Below are 21171 nucleotides of genomic sequence, written 5' to 3' on the forward strand. Positions count from 1 at the left end.
TATTACTTAGCAACGAAATAATCCGTTACATATTGTGCCCAAACTTCGTGGCCTTTAGCACTTTGTCTAAAGACGTTGAATCATTACTTAGTCACTTCAAGATGCGTTCTTAATTTATTCGTTAAATCTTGTTTTGCTGCATCTGGAACATAGTAATACCAAATGCCATCAGCTGCCTTGTGACCGTCACCTGGGATTTGAATATCCTCACTATTTTTCAAGCAATCTTTATAGTTCTTTTGCATATCAAACATTTGATCTTGCGTTAAATTTGTCTTCACATTCTTTTGAATTGCTGTTAACACATCGCCATAACCTGTTAAAGAAGAGAAGCTTGCACCTTTTTTGATAACACCTTGCATCACTTGACGTTGGCGCATTTGACGACCAAAGTCACCACGTGGGTCTTGTTTACGCATACGTGTGAATGCTAAAGCTTGATCACCTGTTAAATGAATATTTCCTTTCGCAAAATGATTTCCATCCTGCGTAAATTCTAAATCATTAGTTACATCTACTCCACCGACTGCATCAACGATATCTTTAAAGCCTTCCATGTTCACTTCAATATAATAATTAATAGGAACATTCAAGAAGTTTTCTACGGTCGCTACAGACATATCTACTCCGCCGAATGCATAAGCATGATTGATTTTATCGCTTTTGCCTTTTCCAACAATTTCTGTGTAAGTATCACGAGGAATACTTACTGTTTTCATAGAGTTATTTTTAGGATTTAATGTAATCACCATTAAAGAATCTGAACGCCCTTTGTCATCACCGCGCTCATCTGCTCCTAGTAGTAAAATTGAAACTGGTTCACTCTTGCTAACTTTTTCTCCAACTTTATTGTTGTTTTGATCACGTTTTAAAGGTTGATGAACTTCCTTTAATGTATTAGATACAGAAGAATATACATTATAGGCATAAATTCCTCCACCTATGATTAGTACCCCAAGAATACCGAGTACCCAAAATAAAATTTTCTTTTTCATTATTGTAACCTTCTTTCTTTCATCACCCTGCATAGATTTCTCTATAATAAAATTACATGTCTATTAAATATGGAATAAGATTCTACCATAAAAATCATATGATGATATACCATTTTTCGTATCTACCTAAAATTCAAATCATTAGTTAGCTAAAAAGCACGTTATATATTATTTCCACAATTCATGTCCTTTAATATTCGACAATTATTTAATATATTACAAAACTTACATTAGTATAGCAAGAATGGTCGAGAAAATTGTTAGTTAAAATTACAAATATTCTATTAAGAAATCTAATTTTTTTCATCTCCCATAACATTGAGAATGCATTATTATTAGTATTATTGATGAATAAATCATTAATTGATCTGCATGTTTATAAAACTTCGTTTACAATATCTTTTTTATTGCAAATGTTAACTTTACCCTTAAATATTTTAATATCTTTTTTCCAACTTCAGTTATTTTTTTCAAATACCCTATATTCTTTAATCCATCATTCGTTTAAAAATAAAGGGGCTTAACTACAACATACCTTTATCCTTTCTCTTCTTCACCCTAATATTTATCCACACCTTAAATCAAATTATGTTACCTCTCCTCTCCAAAAACACTTCGCAAATTATGTTATGATATTTAGTATAGTATAAAAAGGTTGGTGTTACACGAATGTCAAATATCCATAACTTAGAAGTAGCTAATAAAGAGACAAACGAACAAATAAACATTGTATATAATAAAAAAGGCTACTACATCAAGAACTCACATGCACTTTCTTATAAAAATAAGCTTACAGTTATAACACCTGTATACAATGCAGAAAAGGACTTAAAGAAAACAATTGAATCTGTCATAAATCAAAGCATTGGCTTCGAAAATATCCAATATATTCTTGTAGATGATGCTTCAACAGACTCGTCTAGAAATATATTATTGAGATATGCAAATGATCACAAAAATATCATTGTCGTATATCTTGCCGAGAATACAGGGACTCCTGCGGTTCCTCGTAATTTAGGAATCGAACTATCTACCTCTGAATATATTACTTTCTTAGATTCAGATGATTATCTTGAAGTCGATGGACTAGAAACTTTGTATAACATATTAGAAGAAACGAAAGATGATTATGCTGTTGGTAAAACTATTAAGGTCGAGTCTGACGGCTCTAGTATTGTCGGTGAACATCAATCTTGTAAAGAGCGAAGGAGTGTTTCACCATTTTCAATCCCGAATATGTTCCAGCATTTAGGACCATGCGCCCGTTTAATGAGAGCCAGTGTTATTAAAGAAAATAACATTAAATACCCTGAAATGAAGTTTGCAGAAGACAAACAGTTTTTCATAGATGTACTCATCCATTCAAAATCAATTTCTACAACTTCAAAAACAATCTATTACGTAAATCGTCTAGATGAAAATAACAATTCGTTAACAACACAAACAGACGTCATTCAAAAAATGGACAGTAACATTGCTGTTATTAAATATGTGATTCAAAAAAACTTGCCAGTCAATGAAGAAAAAATAATTTTGAATCGTCTTTATGAATTTGATTCCATTACAAGACTCTTTAATCGCTATCATTTCTTTAGAAGTAAAGATAAACAAGCATATATTGATACATTTAATAAAGTACTAAAAACAACAAAAGATTTACGATATGATTTTTCACAAAATTTCTTCCATCCAATAAATAAGGTTGCTTATCAACTATTCCTGAAAGAACAGTATGAAGATATCGCTACCTTATTTAAATGGGATAAACAAGAAAAAATTAAAAAATACGTGATTAAAGACAACTTACCATATATGGTTTCTATCCTAAAAGGAAAATTGAAACATATTCGTGTCCCAATGCTTGCTGCTTTTAAGTATGACCAATTCTATGAAGATACATATAAAGCAGAATTCCTAGTATATGGAGATTATATAAATGAAATTACTGATGTTATTTTTAAAGACCGACATGATATAAATAATGAATTTTCTGTACCAGTTCATATAAATGAGCATGGAGAAGCAAAAATAGAGGTTAAGCTTGACGTCTTAAATCAATTCCCTTCTGCAAGCTATGCAATATTCCTTCGCTATAAAGATTATAAGAAATGTAGCATTACAAAACTAAATGATAATCAATTAAAATATGCCAATCGTAACTTTAGATTCTATACAACAATTAATTCTAATTTAGGCTTTAGATTAAAATAAACAAAAAGGTGGTAGTCCAAGAGCAATAGGTCTCTTTGACAATACCACCTTTTTACATTTACTCTTTTTTATCACCTAGCGCAAATGTGATCTCAGCTTCACAAACTATTTCACCATTTACAGTTGCGACGGCTTTACCTTTCCCAATTGTTCCACGTACACGCGTCATTTCAACTTCTAAACGAAGCTGATCACCTGGACGGACTTGTCGTTTAAAACGGCAATTATCGATGCCTGCGAAGAATGCCAAGCGACCACGATTCTCTTCTTTCTTCAACATAGCAACAGCACCAACTTGTGCTAACGCCTCTACAATTAAAACACCTGGCATTACAGGATAATCTGGAAAATGCCCATTAAAAAATTCTTCATTAGCTGTAACATTCTTTATCCCAATAGCACGCTTTCCTTCTTCTACTTCTAAAACTTTATCCACTAGTAGAAATGGATAACGATGAGGAATTATTTCTTTAATTTGTTGAATATCTAGCATACACTTCTCTCCTTACACAAGATTGGTCATACCACCAGAAGTTATACTATCATTATCCCATTTTAAATCTCATTTGTCATTATAAAAAGGGATTTCAAAATTTCTCTTCTAAATAAAAAAATGTATACACTCTTTTCAATATATTATCACTGACACGGAGGTTGAAAAGAGTGTATACCCAAGTTAGGGAAAGGCAAATTATATCAAATATATTAAGCCTTAATGTCGTATTCAAGATTTATTATATATGACAAAAATAAGAAATTAAAACCTAATTTTCGACCTTTTTCGTATTAATTCCCTAATATTACTCAGGATTTCTCTATTTTTCTTACATTCTCTTAAATGTGATATTTAGAAATATAAATTTTAATAAAAAAATTATTAAAATAAAAATGTTTGTAATAAAATTTACATGTTTATATTACAATAAAATGAATATAGGATTTTAAACTAATTATTCAAATACCTTTATTTTTAGAAAGGACTCCGAAAATGGCAAAAGGTATACATACTATAGAGTTAAATGCTTCAACAGATCAAATTTGGAAATTTATTAGTGATATAAACAATTGGGCTCCACTAGTCGCAGGGCTATGTTAAACATAAAATTATTGATGACAAACATTCAACTTGGCGTTTGCACGGTGATTTAGGATTTATTAAACGAGACGTTAGTCTAAATGTTGAAATTATTGAATGGCAAATGCCTGATAGAATTAGCTTTACGCTGACTTCTCCAACAAAAAAAATAATTGGCAGTGGCTTTTTTCATGCTGAATCAATCTCTCCTTCTACTACAAAAGTCACAAGTCAGTTAGAATTGCGAACAACTGGTAAAGGAGCCTTTGTCTTTAACGGTGCGATAAAACCATTTGTTCCTAAAATGACAAAGCAACTTTCTAAAAAAGTGGCAGATAAATTAATGAAACAGTTATCAAAAACCATCTCTGAAATTAAGTAGAATATAAAAAAAGGCAAAATGATACTCCTTTTGCCTTTTCTTTATTATCCAGCCATCTCCTCTGCCGAAATCACCTTAATCTGTTCTATAGAAACACCATTTGATGTCGTAAATATGAAATCATACTTGTTTGTACGGTAAATATAGGTACTATTATCTTGACTCTGAATTTGTGGTGTTCCTAATGTTTGCAGTAATGTTTCTACTGGAATAGATAGTTTTTGTATTATAACGGAAACCACTTTTCCAGATGAGTTTAATTCCACCGCTAGCTTTCGATAGTATATGGTCTTATGAACATCTACTGTTTCATCAATTGCTGGTCCCTGAAATTCATTCATTTGGCTTTTTGTTTTTCCAAATGCGGTAGCCACATGCTGTAGTATATCTGGTTGTTCAATAAGTTTTTCAAGCTTGAGCTTTATATCATCATAAGATAACAATCTATCAAACGGAACAGCCGTTGTAATTGATTCACCCACCCAACCTTCTGTTCCATCTGCACGGATGAATTTCAGCCAGTTCCCTTCACCACTATCATCTTGTTTTACTTCTTTTACAAGAATAGGTTGGCCGAAATCGAGCCTTTCAACATTAGAACTACCCACAGATGGTCCACTACGAATATTAGCTTTAGCAGCTGTTATATATCTTATATCAATTTTTTGCAGCGGGTTTTCTTTCTTTTGTTCTGGCTTTGCTTGTACACTATCTTCTTGTTTATGGGAAGAAGCAAACCACTGATCTCGTTTGCTATAAGTAATTCCACCAGCTGTTATCAAAAGTACAGCTGCAAGAATAATTCCAAGCCATTTGAACGAAAACTTCTTCTTTTGCATACGTTTTTGGTACTGAAATGGTATATACTCTATCTGTGGAGCTACTGATTCAGCTATCCCATCACTCTGTTCTTTTACAAGATCTTTCCCCGCCTGTTTTCGTTCTGATCTTTCTTTAAATTGCTGCTGTTCTTCTTTACTCATAGCCTTGTATTCTTTTAAAAACATTTCATACTGTGGCATAATTTCATCTATCGGACCAAACCCCCGAATTTCACCGTACTGAAGCCACAATGCTTTTGTACAAAAACGCTTTACTTGTCCTATAGAGTGGCTCACGAAGAAGATGGTTTTACCTTGTTCTTTAAATTCATTCATACGTTGTAAGCATTTATCCGCAAATGTTTGATCTCCAACAGATAACGCTTCGTCAATTACGAGAATATCCGGATTAATACTAACAGAGATTGCAAATCCAAGACGTGATTTCATACCACTGGAGTATTTTTTTACTGGCATATCGATAAATGCTCCAATATCTGCAAAATCGATAATTTCTGGTGTCATTTGCTTAATTTCTTCCTTTGTGAAACCAAGCATTAAACATTTTAGTTCAATATTTTCACGGCCTGTTAATTGATTATTGAGTCCAGCTGCAATTGCAATTAATGAAACTTGGCCATTCGTTGTAATCTTGCCTCCAGTTTGCAATGTAATACCGGCAATTAAATTAGAAAGTGTTGATTTTCCAGATCCATTTACACCAATTACACCGATAACATCCCCCCGACTTGCTTCAAATGTGATATTTTGTAAAGCATAAAAATCTTCTCCGAAACCACCTGGATATAGCATATCTTTTAGCCTATCGGCATTTTTACTATGCATTTTATATTTTTTTGTTACGTTATGAAACTTTACTGGATTGTTCATTATTTACAGTCCTCATCATAAATAATCTACAAAATATTTTCTGAACTTAATATGCAGCGCCGCGCCAATCAGAAATAGAACGAGAACACATCCCCAGAAATAACATGTGTATGCTATTTTCTCATAAAACCAACTTGTTCCAAGGAACGCTCCTCGATACCCTTCTACAACATAAGCAAATGGATTAAATTTCATCACCGTTTGTAGCACAGGTGGTAGTTTTTCTGGAGTCCATAAGATTGGTGTTATATATAACATCATTCGCATAACTGCTTGCACGATAATTTGAACATCGCGCACAATCGTTGCTAATGTCGATGTAATTAATACAATTACAAACACTAGCATAATAGTTGCTATCATATAGTATGGAAGTTGCAAGTAATGCAGCGTTATTCCTTTTCCTGAAAGAAGAAAAGCAAATGTCACAATTGCTACTAATATGATATGCTGATAAAAAACTGATAACACAACATAACTCGGAATGACACTTAGTGGAAAACTCATTTTTGAAACCATATTCATGCGTTTATATACCGACTTAGTACCTTGCATAACCGCCGGATTGAGGAAGAACCAAACGGCAAGTCCCGATGATAACCAAAATACAAATGGTACACCATCGACTCCCTGCCCTCCTCGTATACCAAGTCCAAATACAAACCAGTAAATGCTCATTTGAATGAGGGGATTCAATACTTCCCAAATCATTCCTAAATAGTTATTGTTATTTGCGCTTTTCAATTCGTAGATAGACAAACGCTTCATTAAATAGAAGTTGTTTACTTGTTCCTTAATGATCATGAACATTGCATTCATATGAATTATGCCTCTCTAAAGAAAATTTTCTCTACTACTCGTTTAGAAGATTGTCCATCTTCTACATAGCAGTAGCGATTATAAAAATCTTCGTATGTTGTTGTAAATTTATTCGTTAAGCAATCTTGTTCAATTCCCTTAATTGCCAAAACTACTTCCTCAGTCGTCATTACAATTGGACCTGGGGCCTCTTCTTCAAATTGTAAATAAAACCCTCGTAGTTTATCACGATAAGTAGCTATATCATACGTATAGAAAATTATTGGTCTACGCAAATTCGCGTAATCAAAGAAAACGGAGGAATAATCGGTGATTAACATATCTGCAAGCAGATACAATTCGTTTATATCAATATACTTCGAAACATCATACACAAATTTTTCATATTTTGACAAATTAAAATCACTTGTAACTAAGTAATGCATTCGTAATAGAACAATATAATCCTCACCGAGCTTCTCTTGTAAATACGCTAAATCTAATTGTAAGTCAAATGTGTATTTACCTGTTTCATCAAATTGATCATCCCGCCATGTTGGTGCGTATAAAATAACCTTTTTATCTAATGGCAAGCCAAGTTTTTTCTTAGCTCCTTCAATATAAGCAGACTGATTATGCGTATATAAAAAGTCATTACGCGGATATCCTACTTCAACTATCTCTTTTTCAAACTGAAACGCACTTTTAAATTTTTCTGTTGCATACGCACTTGGCGATAATAAATAATCCCATTTGCGTGATTCATAATAAAAATTATTCTTATATTTTTTCGTTGTCGTTTCTGCCATATATACTTCTTCCATATCTTGCGCTAATTTCTTTAACGGTGTACCATGCCAGGTTTGTACATAGCTCGTATGCCTTGGTTTTGCCATCCAAAGCGGCATTCGACTATTTGTCACCCAGTAAGAAGCCTTTGCCATATAGAAAAACCACGGAAGTGATAACCGCTTTACATAAGGTATTCCAAGTGCTTCAAACTGATCTGCATACCGTTTGTCAACACTCCATACCATATGAAAGCTAGTATTTTGTTGAGCCAAATATTCATAGATTGCTTTCGGGTTACAGCTATACTGCCTTCCTAAATAACTTTCAAATACAATATATTTTTTCCAATATGGAATTTTACTACAAATTGCAAACACAAACTTACATGCTGTAACGACAATTGATGTTTTTCTTAACCTTTTCCAAATACTCATCTTTATTGCTTCGTGACTAGATCTCGTTCATCTTTGCCCATGCGGTTCATTAGAGTATCCACTGCTTCTTTTGCATCTGCACCATTAAATAGCACATCATAAATTGCGAACGTAATTGGCATATCAATGTTTTTCTCTTTCGCTAGGTAATATGCTGCTTCTGCCGTACGTACTCCTTCAACAACCATACCCATACTATCCAAAACATCTGCTAGTTTTTTCCCTTTACCAATCATGTTACCCGCACGCCAATTTCGACTATGCACACTCGTACAAGTTACAATTAAATCACCCACACCTGTAAGACCAGCAAATGTTAGAGGCGTTGCTCCCATTGTACAACCAAGACGAGTAATTTCTGTTAAACCACGTGTAATAAGGGCTGCCTTTGCATTGTCACCATAACCAAGTCCATCACTAATCCCTGCACCAAGAGCGATAATGTTCTTTAAAGCACCGCCTAATTCTACACCTAATACATCATGATTTGTATACACACGGAAATACTGATTCATAAATACATCTTGAATCATTTCTGCAGCCTGTAAGTTATGAGATGCAGATGTAACAGTAGTTGGATGACGTAAACTCACTTCCTCTGCATGACTTGGACCAGATAATACAACAACTGCCTCTAATAACTCTGCTGGCATTTCTTCCTCAATTATCTCCGAAATACGTTTAGATGTTCCTGGTTCTATTCCTTTACTTGCATGAACAATCGTAATAGGCTGATCTATTACATTGCGAAGTTGTGCCAATACAGGCCGAATTGCCTTTGTTGGTACAACTAGAAGAACCTTATCAACACCTTGCATAGCTTCTTGTAAGCTTTCATAACCATGAATCGTTTCAGGTAATTGAATGTCTGGTAGATACATTTTATTTGTATGCTGTTCATTAATTTCACGCAATTGTTTAGCATTGTTTCCCCAAATACGCACGAAATGACCATTATCAGCCAATACCATTGATAATGCTGTACCCCAACTTCCAGCGCCGATGACTGTAACTGTATGATTCATCACATTTCCTCAACTTTCTCTATTGTTCTACAATCTCAGTGTTACCTCGTAAAGAAAGACAGGATAGCACCTAAAAATAGGAAAAGCTATCCTTTACTCATCATAATACTTTGATATTAAATACTAAGCTTGAACACCTTTTGTACAATATTTTTTGCTGCATTTCCATCATCAAGATGACAGAACCTGTTATAGAACTGATCAAATTTCCCCTTGTACTCCGCTTCAATTTCCTCGATATTTTCAATTGCATCGATAACTTCATTAGATGTTTTTAACAATGGACCTGGTGCTTCTTCTGCAAAATTGAAATAAAAACCTCGCAATGTATCACGATATTTATCAATATCATACGTAAAGAAGAATATAGGTTTACCTAAATTACCATAATCGAAGAATACAGAAGAATAATCTGTAATTAAAACATCAGAGATTACATATAGCTCAGCAATATCTTCATAATTTGATAAGTTATAAACAAACTCTTCCAACCCTGATATATCAATATTTTCTGCAATTAAATAATGCATACGTAATGCAACAACATATTTATCTCCAAGGCGTCTTTGCATCTCTTGTAAATCTAGCTTTAGATTGAATTTATATTTACCTTTTTCATAAAACTCATCATCCCGCCATGTCGGCGCATATAAAACAACTTTTTTATCTGTTGGTATCCCGATTTTTTGCTTAATATCTTTAGCAATTTGTGTTTGCTCTTCTTTTGGATGATACAACAAATCATTACGTGGGTATCCAAAATCTAATGTTTCTTTCTCGAATTTAAAAGCACGTTTAAAAATTTCTGTTGAGTAATCATTTGGCGAAACAAGATAATCCCATTTACGAGATTCATTAAAGAAATTACGTTTATATTTTTCAGTCGTCGTTCCTGGCATATGAACTTCCTTCATATCCGAGGCCAGTTTTTTTAGTGGTGTACCGTGCCACGTTTGTAAATAAATCGTTTCTGGACGTTTTTCTAAAAATGCAGGCATACGTGCATTTGCTACCCAATATTTAGAAGTTGCCATATAATAATAATATCTCCAGCTTAATCGTTTCACTTTTTTCGCTGAACCCGGAATATCTTTCTTAGTATCATTAAATATCCAAATGAACTTCATATCTGGACATTGTTTTAACATTTCTTCATAAATATATCTCGGATTACAAGAATAGCTTTTTCCAGCAAAACTTTCAAAAACAACCCTATCCCGCTTAAGAGGTAATTTCGTAAGGAATGAATGATATACTTCTTTATAAAGACCTTGTCTTGTTTTAAAAGCCTTTTTCCAGGATACATACGTATCTTTACGCTTCATCCATTTTTGTGCAGCATTTGCTTTACCTTCTTGAATAGCTGCAATTTCCTTTCGTTCAAAGAAATTCCTCTTTTGAACTAATGAGTTTTCTAATTTATTCATACTCTCACTTAATACATTGAACCATCTCATCCAAACATCTGTATTAGATGCGACACATTTACTAATATTCTTAAAGTAGAAATTCATTAGCTGACGATCCAGATAACGCGAAATACTAACATATTTCCCATAACTATCCTTCATTTGGTTATAGACATACAAAAAATCACCAATTTTTTCACGATCATCTAACAGTGTTAATGTTGGATTTTCAATTGGCTCATAACAATCACCTTTTATATAAGTGGGAATATCAATCATCGGCAATTTTTTTACTTTTACAATAGCTGGGATTGAAAAAGTAATATCAGAAAAGAAATCTACCTTTTGATCAAATCGAAGTTTATGTCTTTTAATAAAACTACGCTTTATTAAAATGTTAACAGCGGTTCTTCCGCGTAAGGCTTTCGTTTTCTGTCCCTTTGTATAAAAATGAACCTGTACATCTTCAATTGATTCAGGAATTTCTACATTATTTCTAAAGATTTTCCCTGCAATTGTATTGTACGGTCCAATATGCTTCAAAAATAGCTCCAATGTATAAGGAGTAATAAAATCATCTGCATCTAAAAAATAAATATAGTCACCTGTCGCCTTATTCACACCAAGATTACGTGCTTTTGCAACACCTGATTGCTTTTTCAATTGATACATGTAAACATGGGCATATTTTCTAGTAAATTGCTCAATAATTAACTTGCTCTTATCAGTAGAAGCATCATTTATAACGATGATTTCTAAATTTTGATGTGTTTGTTCCACTACAGATTGTAAGCATTTTTCAATATAATCTTCTTTATTATGGACAGAAATTATTACACTAACTAAATCCATTCTTTCTTCTTCACTCTCCTTTTTTTATTGCTCACTAAATAGCAAGTTTACTAATTGTTTACTTGCGTCTCCATTAGAATATTGATTCCAATGTTTTGCAAAAATATCAACTCGCTCTAAATCATAATCCTCTTGCCTAATATAACGAATTATATCGCTCTCATCCTTAGCAATATATCCTGGTACAAGTGATTCATATTCAAACCAAAAATCTCTTTCTTTCACATACATTTCTAAATCGTAAGGATAAAAAATCATTGGTTTTCTTAGTAATGAAAACTCAAAAGGAATAGAAGAGTAGTCCGTAATTAAAATATCAGTAATAAGTAGTAACTCATTAATATTGGGATGGGATGAATAGTCATATGCAAACTCTTTATATTTATCAGATATTTCCATCTTTCTTCTTATAGCTGGATGTAGCCTTAATATCAAAATATATTCATCATGAAGATTTTCATATAAATTATCAATATCTAACTCAATATGAGAATCCATTAACCCCTGTTCCCGAAATGTAGGGGCATATAAAATCACCTTTTTCTTTCCAATCATCTCATTTTGGCTCTTTAAATCCACGATTACTTCGTTCTGTTTATCTAATTGAAAGAATAGATCTGTACGTGGAATTCCTGTTCGTACAATATTTTCCTCAGAAAGTTGAAATGCCTGTTTATAAATATCAGCTAGTAAATCAGAGCCAACAACAATTTTATTGAATTGATTATATACCTTCAAAAAACGCGCTTGTGCTCTTTTCGTTCGCACTTTCACACTTGACATTTCAACTCCAAACTTTTTGATTGCACCTGCAGCATGCCATAACTGTGTACATTGTACACCTTCTTTAAAATGTACAGCCGATAAACATCCAAAATAATTATCTAGCAAAACATGTTTTGAAGTTGCCAAATGATATGTAGAAAGTATCGTATCGCGAATACTTAATGATTCAAAACGATACTTTTTAAGGTTATATTTATCCAAATCATATTTACATGTCGATTTATAGAGTACAACTACCTCATCCTGTACTCGCTGCTTTATCATCTCTTCTTGCAAATGGAATAAATTTTCACCATATGAAATAACAAATGTCACTTTCTTTTTTACCGGAAAAAACTTACATATGTTAAATAGTATTTTAAATATTAACAAATATATATAAATAACTATTTCACGCATTGCTTCCTTCATCATTGAGCGACTTGTAATAATTCTTTCTTAATCTTTGTCGTTGAAATTCCCGCTGTACGTGGTAAATACTTAACTTCGCAATGAGACTTTAGGAAATCAAATTCACCTTCCCAATCATCACCCATAACAAATAAATCAACATCATGCTCTTGAACATCTTTTTCTTTTTGTTCCCATTCATGTTCAGGAATTACTTCATCTACGTAACGAACCGCTTCTAAAATCATTTTTCGATTTTCATAACTATGATATGCTTTTTTACCCTTTAGTTTATTAAATTCATCTGAGGATATAGCCACGATAAGATAATCTCCCAAGTCTTTTGCTCTCTTTAGCAGATTGATATGTCCCCAGTGTAATAAGTCAAATGTTCCATATGTAATTACTTTTTTCATAATTTAATTGTCCTCCTGCGCATTTTTCTAAGAATATAAAAAAAAACAATAGGACCTTCCCCGCATCATTATTCAAATAACAAAAGCCCTATGTAAATCAACAAGATTTACAAATTATTTACATTAAGTTCACACGAAATTCACACTAGCGATTATAACATACTTTTTATTGACCAACTATTACAATTAATATGCATTTTATGTAATATATACATAAAGAAAGCGCTAACAACGCTTATTTGTAAGTGTTTTTCCAGTATGTTTTATTAAATAAAAAAACCAGAAAAGAATTGCTTCTTTCTGGTTTTTTATTTAGAATTAAATGTATTTTTATCGTAAAGCACGCTTTGGTAATTTATCGATATTCTCTAACATAATACCCGTACCAACCGCAACGCAGTGCATTGGGTTTTCAGCAATTAATACTGGTACTTTTAGTTCTTCTGCTAGAAGCATGTCGATACCGTGTAATAAAGCTCCACCGCCTGTTAGAATAACACCGCGATCGATGATGTCCGCCGATAATTCTGGTGGTGTGCGCTCTAGTACACCTTTTGCAGCTTGTACAATGACAGCTGCGTCTTCTTTTAGTGCTTCTGTAATTTCTTCAGAGCATACTGTAATTGTACGTGGTAAACCAGTTACCATGTCACGTCCGCGAATTTCAAGCTCTTCGCTACGTGCACCTGGGAATACTGTACCAACTTTAATTTTAATATTTTCTGAAGTACGTTCTCCAATTAATAGCTTATACTTACGTTTAACATAGTTTAAGATCTCCATATCAAACTTATCGCCAGCCATTTTGATAGAGGAAGAGGTAACAATATCACCCATAGATAGTACAGCGATATCTGTTGTACCTCCACCAATATCAACAACCATGTTACCGCTTGGTTGGAAGATTTCCATACCAGCACCAACTGCGGCTACTTTTGGTTCTTCTTCTAAAAATACTGTTTTACCACCTGAACGTTCAGCAGCCTCACGAATTGCTTTTTGTTCTACTGATGTGATATTTGTTGGACAACAAATTAAAATGCGAGGTTTTGAAAAGAAGCTCTTTACGTCCAATTTGTTAATGAAATACTTTAACATTGCTTCTGTAATTTCGAAATCTGCGATTACACCATCTTTTAGTGGACGAATAGCTACAATATTACCAGGCGTACGTCCCACCATACTTCTTGCTTCTTCACCTACTGCTAATACTTTACCTGTGTTACGATCAATAGCAACAACAGATGGCTCATTTAATACAATACCCTTACCTTTAACATGGATTAATACGTTAGCCGTACCTAGGTCAATTCCGATATCTCGCGCAAACATTCCCGTTTTTTCCTCCTCGATATTCAAAATCAGGTTACACCCGAATTCTTTTACACCTAATTTCTGATTTTATCATAAATTTAACAGAAACGTAATATTCGCAAAAAGAATTCTTCTGAAAAATATTACCGAATTGAAACGGAATGTTTGCGATCGCATATTTATTGACGTACCGGCTTTTCTACATCTTCTTTTCTATACTTTTGTTTTGTTGCTTCTCCGCCTCTTAAATGACGAATAGACTTATGATAATCAAGAATTTCTTTCACTTCATTTGCGAGCTCTGGATTAATTTCTGGTAGACGTTCCGTTAAATCTTTATGGACTGTACTCTTTGATACCCCAAATTCCTTTGCAATGACACGCACTGTCTTTCTTGTCTCCACGATATACTTACCAATCTTGATAGTTCTCTCTTTGATGTAATCGTGCACACCACTCGCCTCCCTAAATTGGATGTGAGAAGTGTGAAATGAGCCTCGCTGCATACGACTTAGAAGTAAGTGTGAGTGCTGTTTGTAAGCGTTAAACATTCTTGGATTTATAATGAAATGATTCACGATTTCTCACCTCAAACACTCTCTTTGCTTTGGTTTATACCATTGTATTGCCCGCACTACTGATATATGCTACATGTTCACTATTTTTGCGGACTAAGTTAAGAAAAATTACGTTTTTTTGTGAGAAATACGTTAACAGTGACTATTTTGGCGAAAAAAAATGACACCTTGTATATAAGGTGTCACTCTTCTCTTTCCAACTCTTCTTCTAACAATTGATGGTGGGGAACCTCTTTCTTACTGGCAATATAATAATATAAGGTGAATAAAACAAACAATAAAATAATAGCAGTCGACAGAACAAATAAAAATGACACAGTATCCCCTCCCTTTTGTAATATATATTCGAGAATCTCGTCATTTTTCCTTGTTATTGCAACTTTTTTCTCGAAATTGAGTATTTTTATATGAAAATGAAAAAATCAACTCTCCTAGTGAGAGCTGATTTTTTTACTTTCTTATTCTTGTGAAGAAGAATCGTTAGATGATTCTGTAGAACCATTTGTTGATTTTTCTTCTTTCTTCGGTTCTTCTTTTTTGTCACTAGTCGAACCGCTAGTTGATTTTTCTTCTTTTTGAGACTTGTCTTCTGTTTTACTTTCTGGTTTTGTGCTTGTTGACTTTTCTTCTTTTTGAGATTTGTCATCAGCTTTTTTACCAGAAGCATTCGTTGCCTTTGCAGCACCTGCATCGGCTTTAATGTCTGCTACTGATTTATTTAAGTAGCGCTCAGGGTTCACAGCCACATTGTCTTTACGTACTTCAAAGTGAACGTGAGAACCTGCTTCTTTATTCATTGCACTTAGACCGGATGTTCCTAATACTTCACCTTGTACAACTCGTGCACCTTTTTCTACTTTCACACTACCTAAGCTTTGATAAGAAGCTGCTACACCATTTCCACTATCAACTGTTACAACATAACCAAGAAGTGAATCTTTTTCAGCCTTCGTTACTGTACCGCTTAAAGCAGCAGCTACATTAAATTCTTTTCCATTCTTCGCAGCAATGTCGATTCCTTTGTTTGGGGAATATGTGTTGTTATAAAAGACAAGTGCTTTTTCTTGTTCCGCCTCAGTTGCTGCATCTTCATAGAACTTCTTCTGTACGACTACTTCCGCATTAGCAGGAGCTGGCATTTTCACTACTTCTGAAGATTTCGTTACTGGTACTGCTGGATCTTCCGTTTGTGTATACGGTGTTGCTTGATCTTGGTTCGGAGTCTTCTTCGTATTAGCTCCTTGGAACCATAGCGCAACCATTAAGATTACTGCTGCACAAGCAATGTATAGTGCCGGAAATACCCATCTTTTTTGAAATAAATGTACTACCTTTTGCGACTTTTTATTATTTCTTCCTCGCATTCCATCATCACCTCAGCAATCATTTTGAACAATATTCACGTATCCTATACAACTTATAACTAATTACTTTTCGACAAAATCTGTAAAAATATGTATAAGAATTGTAAAATTTCCGAGGAAATGATAGAAAAAAGAAAAAACTGAGCATTTCAGCTCAGTTTTTAATCTAATTGTTTCTTTTTATATACGATTAAACATGCAATAAGTGAAATAATAAGCCAAGCTCCAACATTTATCATATGCCCACTAATACTACTAAACCCAGCACCGTCTACTAAGCTTTTAATTGCTTTTTCAAGATGAGATGTTGGAAGATAACTAATCATTGTCTTAATTACTTTATTTTCAACCATTGGTTCAAATTGCACAGCTAAATACATCGTCATTAATATCGGCATTCCAATTAGTGATGTTTGTGGGACAGACTCAGCTAGTAATCCGATCATTGTTCCAATTAAAGTAAATAGAATTGTTCCACATAAGAAAACAAATGCTAGCAATAAGAAATTTCCACTTAATTGATCTAAAATGAATAAGTTTACAATGGAAATACCCAACGTTAAACATGCTGTTAATATACTTTTCCCAAGAAGAACTTCCACAGAAGAAGCTGGTGATAGCATTAACACTCGTAACGTATGTTTTTCTTTCTCTTCTGCAATTACCATTGATTGAACAAATCCTGCAACAAATAGAAAGGCCATTAAAGTAATAATGCCAACCCCTGCCTTTCCTTCTCCAAATCGGCTAAATATAAATGCAAATATAATTGGTAAAGATGCCATTAACAACACTTGTGAATTTGTCTTAAAATCTTGTACTTCTTTTCTAAAAATAGCTGATACACGTCTCATTGAAAATGTCATTATAATCCCCTCCCAGTAACTTCAATAAAGATATCGCCTAACGTGGGTTCATAAGAATGAATGGATAATAGTTCTCCTTTTTTCATCCATTCTGAAATGCGTTTTGCACCTAATTCATCTTTTTGTACCGTTTCTTTCTTCTTATCCTTTAACACGACTTGTATTTGATCTTTCGCGTATTGTAAGCGAAGGTTCTCCGGTGTATCAAGCGCTACAATTTCTCCGCCGCATAGAAAGGCAATGCGGTTACAAAGCGTTTCTGCTTCGTCCATGTTGTGAGTCGTTAAGAAAATCGTCGTTCCTTCTTTATTTAAGTCTTTTAAGATTTTATGAATGTTTTGTACGTTAACTGGATCGAGTGCTGATGTTGGCTCGTCTAAGAAGAGAATATCTGGTTTATGAAGAATTGCTCTTGCTAGTGTAACGCGTTGCTTCATCCCTTTTGATAGTTTCTTTACTAATGTTGTTTTATCATCTAATAGATTCACTTGCGCTAGTACTTCATCGATTCGTTCTTTTTTACAATCGTATAAGTCACAAAATAATAGTAAGTTATCATAAATGCTCAGTCTTTCATATAAGCCGCTATTGTCTGTTAAAATACCAATTCGTTTGTAATCGATGCTGCTTGGCCCTGTGATATCTTTCCCTAATACTTTTACCGTTCCAACGCTATGAAGTAATTGAGAAGTTAATATTTTTACTGTTGTCGTTTTCCCTGATCCACTCGGTCCGAGGAATCCAAAAATTTCTCCTTGCTTCACCTCAATATTTACATTTCGAAGTGCCGTTTTTTCATTGAAACTTTTCATTACATCTTTCATTTCAATTGCCAATGTCATCTCGTCATCCCCTTTGTTTTTTCTTTTATAGATGAAAGTCGCTTTAGCGCTTTTCGTTTGTTTGTTTCGCTTTTCTTGACTCAATCATAAGAAAATCAAAGGGTTTACGCAGTAAAATACCGGTAAAAGGAGTATTTTTACCGGTGAATGAATCGTATTTTGAGCTTATTGGAGCACTTTTTATAGCCCAATCACACCTTTTAATTCATCCATTCGTCCTTTCGATAGCGGAATTGAACTTTTTCTTTCGTCATCCAAAATTAAACTAAAACTGTTACGAGTCCACGTAATCACTTCTCGTACTCTTTGTAAATTCACAAGGTACGAGCGATGACATCTAAAGAAACCAAAACCTGTTAACCTTGCTTCTAGTTCGCTTAATGTTAATGCGCATACGAAATCCCCTTCACGAACGTGAATATGTGTCACTCCATTTTGCGTTTCAATGAAATGAATTTCCATTGGATCAAGTAAAATGATTTTATCGTTCACTTTCGCTGGTATTCTTTCTAACTTCATTTGCGGAATCATTTGAACGACCTTCTCTTCATCGACTTCTTCTGCTTCCTCTTGTTCAATTTCTACTTTTTTCACACCATTATTGTTTAATATGTATACATCTTCTGTTAATGAAAGGGCGTCCGATAGAAATGATGACGTGATAAAGATTGCCTTTCCTTGCTCTTTCATTTTCATAATCGCTTTTCGAATAATAATCGTACTCTCTGTATCTACATTTTGCTCTGGCTCTTCCAAAACAACTAAATCTGGATTATGAATCATAACACGCCCGATATGAAGCCGACGTTTCTCTGAAAATGATAATTTTTCTATTTTAACGTTTAACTTATCTAAGAGACCGACATATTGCACTACTTCTTCTGTGCTCATATTTGATTCATACAATCCTATTAAGAACTTGAAGTATTCCTTTACCTTCAAACGATCATATGCCTCATCTTTCAAGAAACAGAAGCCGATGCGGGAATAATGTTTCTTTCCAATCGCTTCACCTTCAAATAGCACATTGCCAGTTGAAGCTTCTTCCTCACCAATAATAATGCGATGCAACACTTTAGCTGTATGGTTATTACATTGCAAAACAACACATTGCCCTTTCTCAACCTCTAGCTCAATTACCGGTAACTGGTTCGTCTTTCCTAACTGTTTCAACTCCAATAACGCCATTTCGTCTCCCCCGAATGCTTTTTATCACATTATACCAAACAATTAATGGAAATTTTTGATATTTTATGAAGTACTATAAAAAGAAGGCTATCCAAATGAAAGGATAGCCTTCTTCTCTATTTCTGCTCTACCATACACGTCTTAAGTTGATCACGCAGCGCTCGTTTTAAAAACTTTCCTACAGATGTTTTCGGAATTTCATTTACAAATAAAATATCATCTGGCATCCACCATTTCGGAAATTCTGCTTCTAGTAAAGCATACAACTCTTCTCTTTCTACTGTTTGTCCCTCTTTTAGTACAACACAAGCAACGGGACGTTCTTGCCATTTTTCATGCGGCACCGCTACAACAGATGCCTCTAACACTTTATCGTGCGACATTAAGGCATTTTCTAAATCTACGGAAGAAATCCATTCGCCTCCACTTTTAATTAAGTCTTTCGTCCGATCAGCAATTTTTATAAATCCTTCCGAATCAACCGTGACAATATCTCCTGTATGGAGCCAACCGTCTTTCATTGATTCTTCTGTACGCTCATCCTTATAATAGCTACCTGCGATCCATGGACCCCTTAAACAGAGTTCTCCCATCTCTTCTCCATCCCACTTAATTTCACCGTCTTGTCCAATCACTTTCATTTCTAACCCAGGGAATAAATATCCTTGGCGCGAACGTAAATTATAATACTCTTCTTTCGGTAAATCACGTTGATATGATTTCGGACAGTTAATGACAACAGCCGGACTTGTTTCTGTCATTCCATATATTTGTCTAAATGCAATTTCATATCGCTCTTCATACGTACGAATCATACTTAGCGGGGCAGCTGATCCGCCTGACCATATCGTTTTTATACTGCTAATATCATATGGATGTTTTTCTAGTTCTTGCAATAAGCCAATCCAAATCGTGGGCACGCCAGCTGTAATTGTTACTTTCTCTCTTTCAATTAGTTCCGCTAAAATCTTCGGTGTGAAATGCGGTCCTGGTAATACGAGTTTCGTACCAAACCACGTACTCGCAAACGGTAATCCCCATGCATTAACATGGAACATCGGAACGACAGGCATACAAGTGTCTACTTCCGATATATTCCCGCCATCTGCAAGTCCCAGTGTATAGCTGTGGAGCGCAATACTACGGTGTGTGTAAACTACACCTTTCGGTTTTCCTGTCGTAGCCGATGTGTAGCACATACCGGCTGGTTCTTTTTCATCTAAATCTTTTACAAACGGAAATGTCTCATCGCCTTCTTCGAGTAATTGGTCGTAATGGTATGCTGGTGATAGAGTTGTGTGAGGTAGTTTATGATCGTCTGTCATAATGATAAAGGCTTTTATATGCGGGATTTCGTGTTGAATACTTTCTAATATAGGTACCATATCTTCATCGACAAGAATAATCTTATCTTCTGCATGGTTAATAATATATGAAATGTGATCAGCGGAAAGTCTTAAATTAATTGTATGTAGCACTGCTCCGATTCCTGGAATTGCAAAGTATGCTTCCAAATGTCTATGGTGATTCCAAGCAATCGTACCTACTTTATCCCCTTTTTCAATCCCCATTTTCGTTAATACGCTAGCAAGCCTACGTGTCCGTTTTGCAATTTCTCCGTATGTTAATGTATGGATACGCGATGCAGTCCGTGAAACAACTTCCTTTTTCGAAAAATATTTCTCTGCTCGTTCCATCATTGACGGAATGAGAAGTGGTACATCCATCATCATTTTTCATTA

Annotated in this window: 18 protein-coding genes and 1 pseudogene; 2 read left to right on the top strand and 17 right to left on the bottom strand. The window is 34.2% G+C overall.

Features of this window, described 5'->3' with window-relative positions:
- Window positions 1-83: 83 nt before the first annotated feature.
- Window positions 84-995 carry a polyisoprenyl-teichoic acid--peptidoglycan teichoic acid transferase TagU gene (gene lytR, locus ATN06_RS26695; RefSeq protein ID WP_060632931.1) on the bottom strand — a complete coding sequence of 304 codons (912 nt, stop codon included), beginning with the start codon at window positions 993-995 and terminating at the stop codon, window positions 84-86.
- A 669-nt stretch (window positions 996-1664) separates the two neighbouring features.
- Between lytR and ATN06_RS26700 the strand changes: the two genes are divergently transcribed.
- Complete coding sequence (locus ATN06_RS26700; RefSeq protein ID WP_088115951.1) at window positions 1665-3206, top strand: glycosyltransferase family 2 protein; 1542 nt, start codon at window positions 1665-1667, stop codon at window positions 3204-3206.
- Window positions 3207-3264: 58 nt separating this feature from the next.
- Here the strand turns inward: ATN06_RS26700 and fabZ are convergent, their stop codons facing one another.
- Window positions 3265-3699 carry a 3-hydroxyacyl-ACP dehydratase FabZ gene (gene fabZ, locus ATN06_RS26705; RefSeq protein WP_060632932.1) on the bottom strand — a complete coding sequence of 145 codons (435 nt, stop codon included), beginning with the start codon at window positions 3697-3699 and terminating at the stop codon, window positions 3265-3267.
- Window positions 3700-4194: 495 nt separating this feature from the next.
- On the opposite strand from fabZ, the pseudogene ATN06_RS26710 reads away from it, so the two are divergent.
- A pseudogene (locus ATN06_RS26710) lies at window positions 4195-4663 on the top strand (CoxG family protein).
- Between the two features lie 44 nt (window positions 4664-4707).
- On the opposite strand, the gene tagH reads toward ATN06_RS26710, so the two are convergent.
- The 15 genes from tagH to ATN06_RS26785 all read right to left on the bottom strand — a co-directional run bounded on the left by tagH (window position 4708) and on the right by ATN06_RS26785 (window position 21162).
- The gene (tagH, locus tag ATN06_RS26715) at window positions 4708-6375 is read right to left on the bottom strand and encodes a teichoic acids export ABC transporter ATP-binding subunit TagH (protein ID WP_060632933.1); all 1668 of its coding nucleotides are present in this window, start codon (window positions 6373-6375) and stop codon (window positions 4708-4710) included.
- A 15-nt stretch (window positions 6376-6390) separates the two neighbouring features.
- Window positions 6391-7194, bottom strand: coding sequence for an ABC transporter permease (locus ATN06_RS26720; protein WP_060632934.1), 804 nt, complete (start codon window positions 7192-7194; stop codon window positions 6391-6393).
- 5 nt (window positions 7195-7199) lie between these two features.
- Window positions 7200-8399: a CDP-glycerol glycerophosphotransferase family protein gene (locus ATN06_RS26725; RefSeq protein ID WP_060632935.1), complete on the bottom strand. Its 1200-nt coding sequence runs from the start codon at window positions 8397-8399 to the stop codon at window positions 7200-7202.
- A gap of 2 nt (window positions 8400-8401) precedes the next feature.
- Window positions 8402-9424, bottom strand: a complete 1023-nt coding sequence (locus tag ATN06_RS26730; RefSeq protein ID WP_060632936.1) for an NAD(P)H-dependent glycerol-3-phosphate dehydrogenase — start codon at window positions 9422-9424, stop codon at window positions 8402-8404.
- Window positions 9425-9540: 116 nt separating this feature from the next.
- On the bottom strand, window positions 9541-11685 hold the full coding sequence (locus ATN06_RS26735) for a bifunctional glycosyltransferase/CDP-glycerol:glycerophosphate glycerophosphotransferase (RefSeq protein ID WP_060632937.1): 2145 nt from the start codon (window positions 11683-11685) through the stop codon (window positions 9541-9543).
- A 24-nt stretch (window positions 11686-11709) separates the two neighbouring features.
- Entirely contained in the window at window positions 11710-12870 is a 1161-nt protein-coding gene (locus ATN06_RS26740) for a CDP-glycerol glycerophosphotransferase family protein (RefSeq protein WP_060633204.1), read from the bottom strand.
- Window positions 12871-12881: 11 nt separating this feature from the next.
- Window positions 12882-13277 carry a glycerol-3-phosphate cytidylyltransferase gene (gene tagD, locus ATN06_RS26745; protein ID WP_046960126.1) on the bottom strand — a complete coding sequence of 132 codons (396 nt, stop codon included), beginning with the start codon at window positions 13275-13277 and terminating at the stop codon, window positions 12882-12884.
- A gap of 330 nt (window positions 13278-13607) precedes the next feature.
- On the bottom strand, window positions 13608-14609 hold the full coding sequence (locus ATN06_RS26750) for a rod shape-determining protein (RefSeq protein WP_060632938.1): 1002 nt from the start codon (window positions 14607-14609) through the stop codon (window positions 13608-13610).
- A 161-nt stretch (window positions 14610-14770) separates the two neighbouring features.
- Window positions 14771-15043: a sporulation transcriptional regulator SpoIIID gene (gene spoIIID / locus ATN06_RS26755; protein WP_000544012.1), complete on the bottom strand. Its 273-nt coding sequence runs from the start codon at window positions 15041-15043 to the stop codon at window positions 14771-14773.
- Window positions 15044-15351: 308 nt separating this feature from the next.
- Entirely contained in the window at window positions 15352-15486 is a 135-nt protein-coding gene (locus tag ATN06_RS26760) for a hypothetical protein (protein WP_000008907.1), read from the bottom strand.
- Window positions 15487-15627: 141 nt separating this feature from the next.
- Window positions 15628-16533 (bottom strand): stage II sporulation protein SpoIIQ, encoded by a 906-nt coding sequence (locus ATN06_RS26765; RefSeq protein ID WP_060632939.1) that lies wholly within the window; start codon window positions 16531-16533, stop codon window positions 15628-15630.
- A gap of 161 nt (window positions 16534-16694) precedes the next feature.
- Entirely contained in the window at window positions 16695-17399 is a 705-nt protein-coding gene (locus ATN06_RS26770; protein ID WP_060632940.1) for an ABC transporter permease, read from the bottom strand.
- Window positions 17399-18241 (bottom strand): ABC transporter ATP-binding protein, encoded by an 843-nt coding sequence (locus ATN06_RS26775; protein WP_060632941.1) that lies wholly within the window; start codon window positions 18239-18241, stop codon window positions 17399-17401. The genes ATN06_RS26770 and ATN06_RS26775 overlap by 1 nt, the downstream gene beginning before the upstream one ends.
- 180 nt (window positions 18242-18421) lie before the next feature.
- Window positions 18422-19429: a LytTR family transcriptional regulator DNA-binding domain-containing protein gene (locus ATN06_RS26780; RefSeq protein WP_060632942.1), complete on the bottom strand. Its 1008-nt coding sequence runs from the start codon at window positions 19427-19429 to the stop codon at window positions 18422-18424.
- 116 nt (window positions 19430-19545) lie between these two features.
- Window positions 19546-21162 (bottom strand): long-chain fatty acid--CoA ligase, encoded by a 1617-nt coding sequence (locus ATN06_RS26785; protein WP_088115952.1) that lies wholly within the window; start codon window positions 21160-21162, stop codon window positions 19546-19548.
- Window positions 21163-21171 lie beyond the last annotated feature (9 nt).

Origin of the sequence: Bacillus thuringiensis (genome assembly GCF_001455345.1) — a bacterium.
Lineage (GTDB): Bacteria > Bacillota > Bacilli > Bacillales > Bacillaceae_G > Bacillus_A > Bacillus_A thuringiensis_N.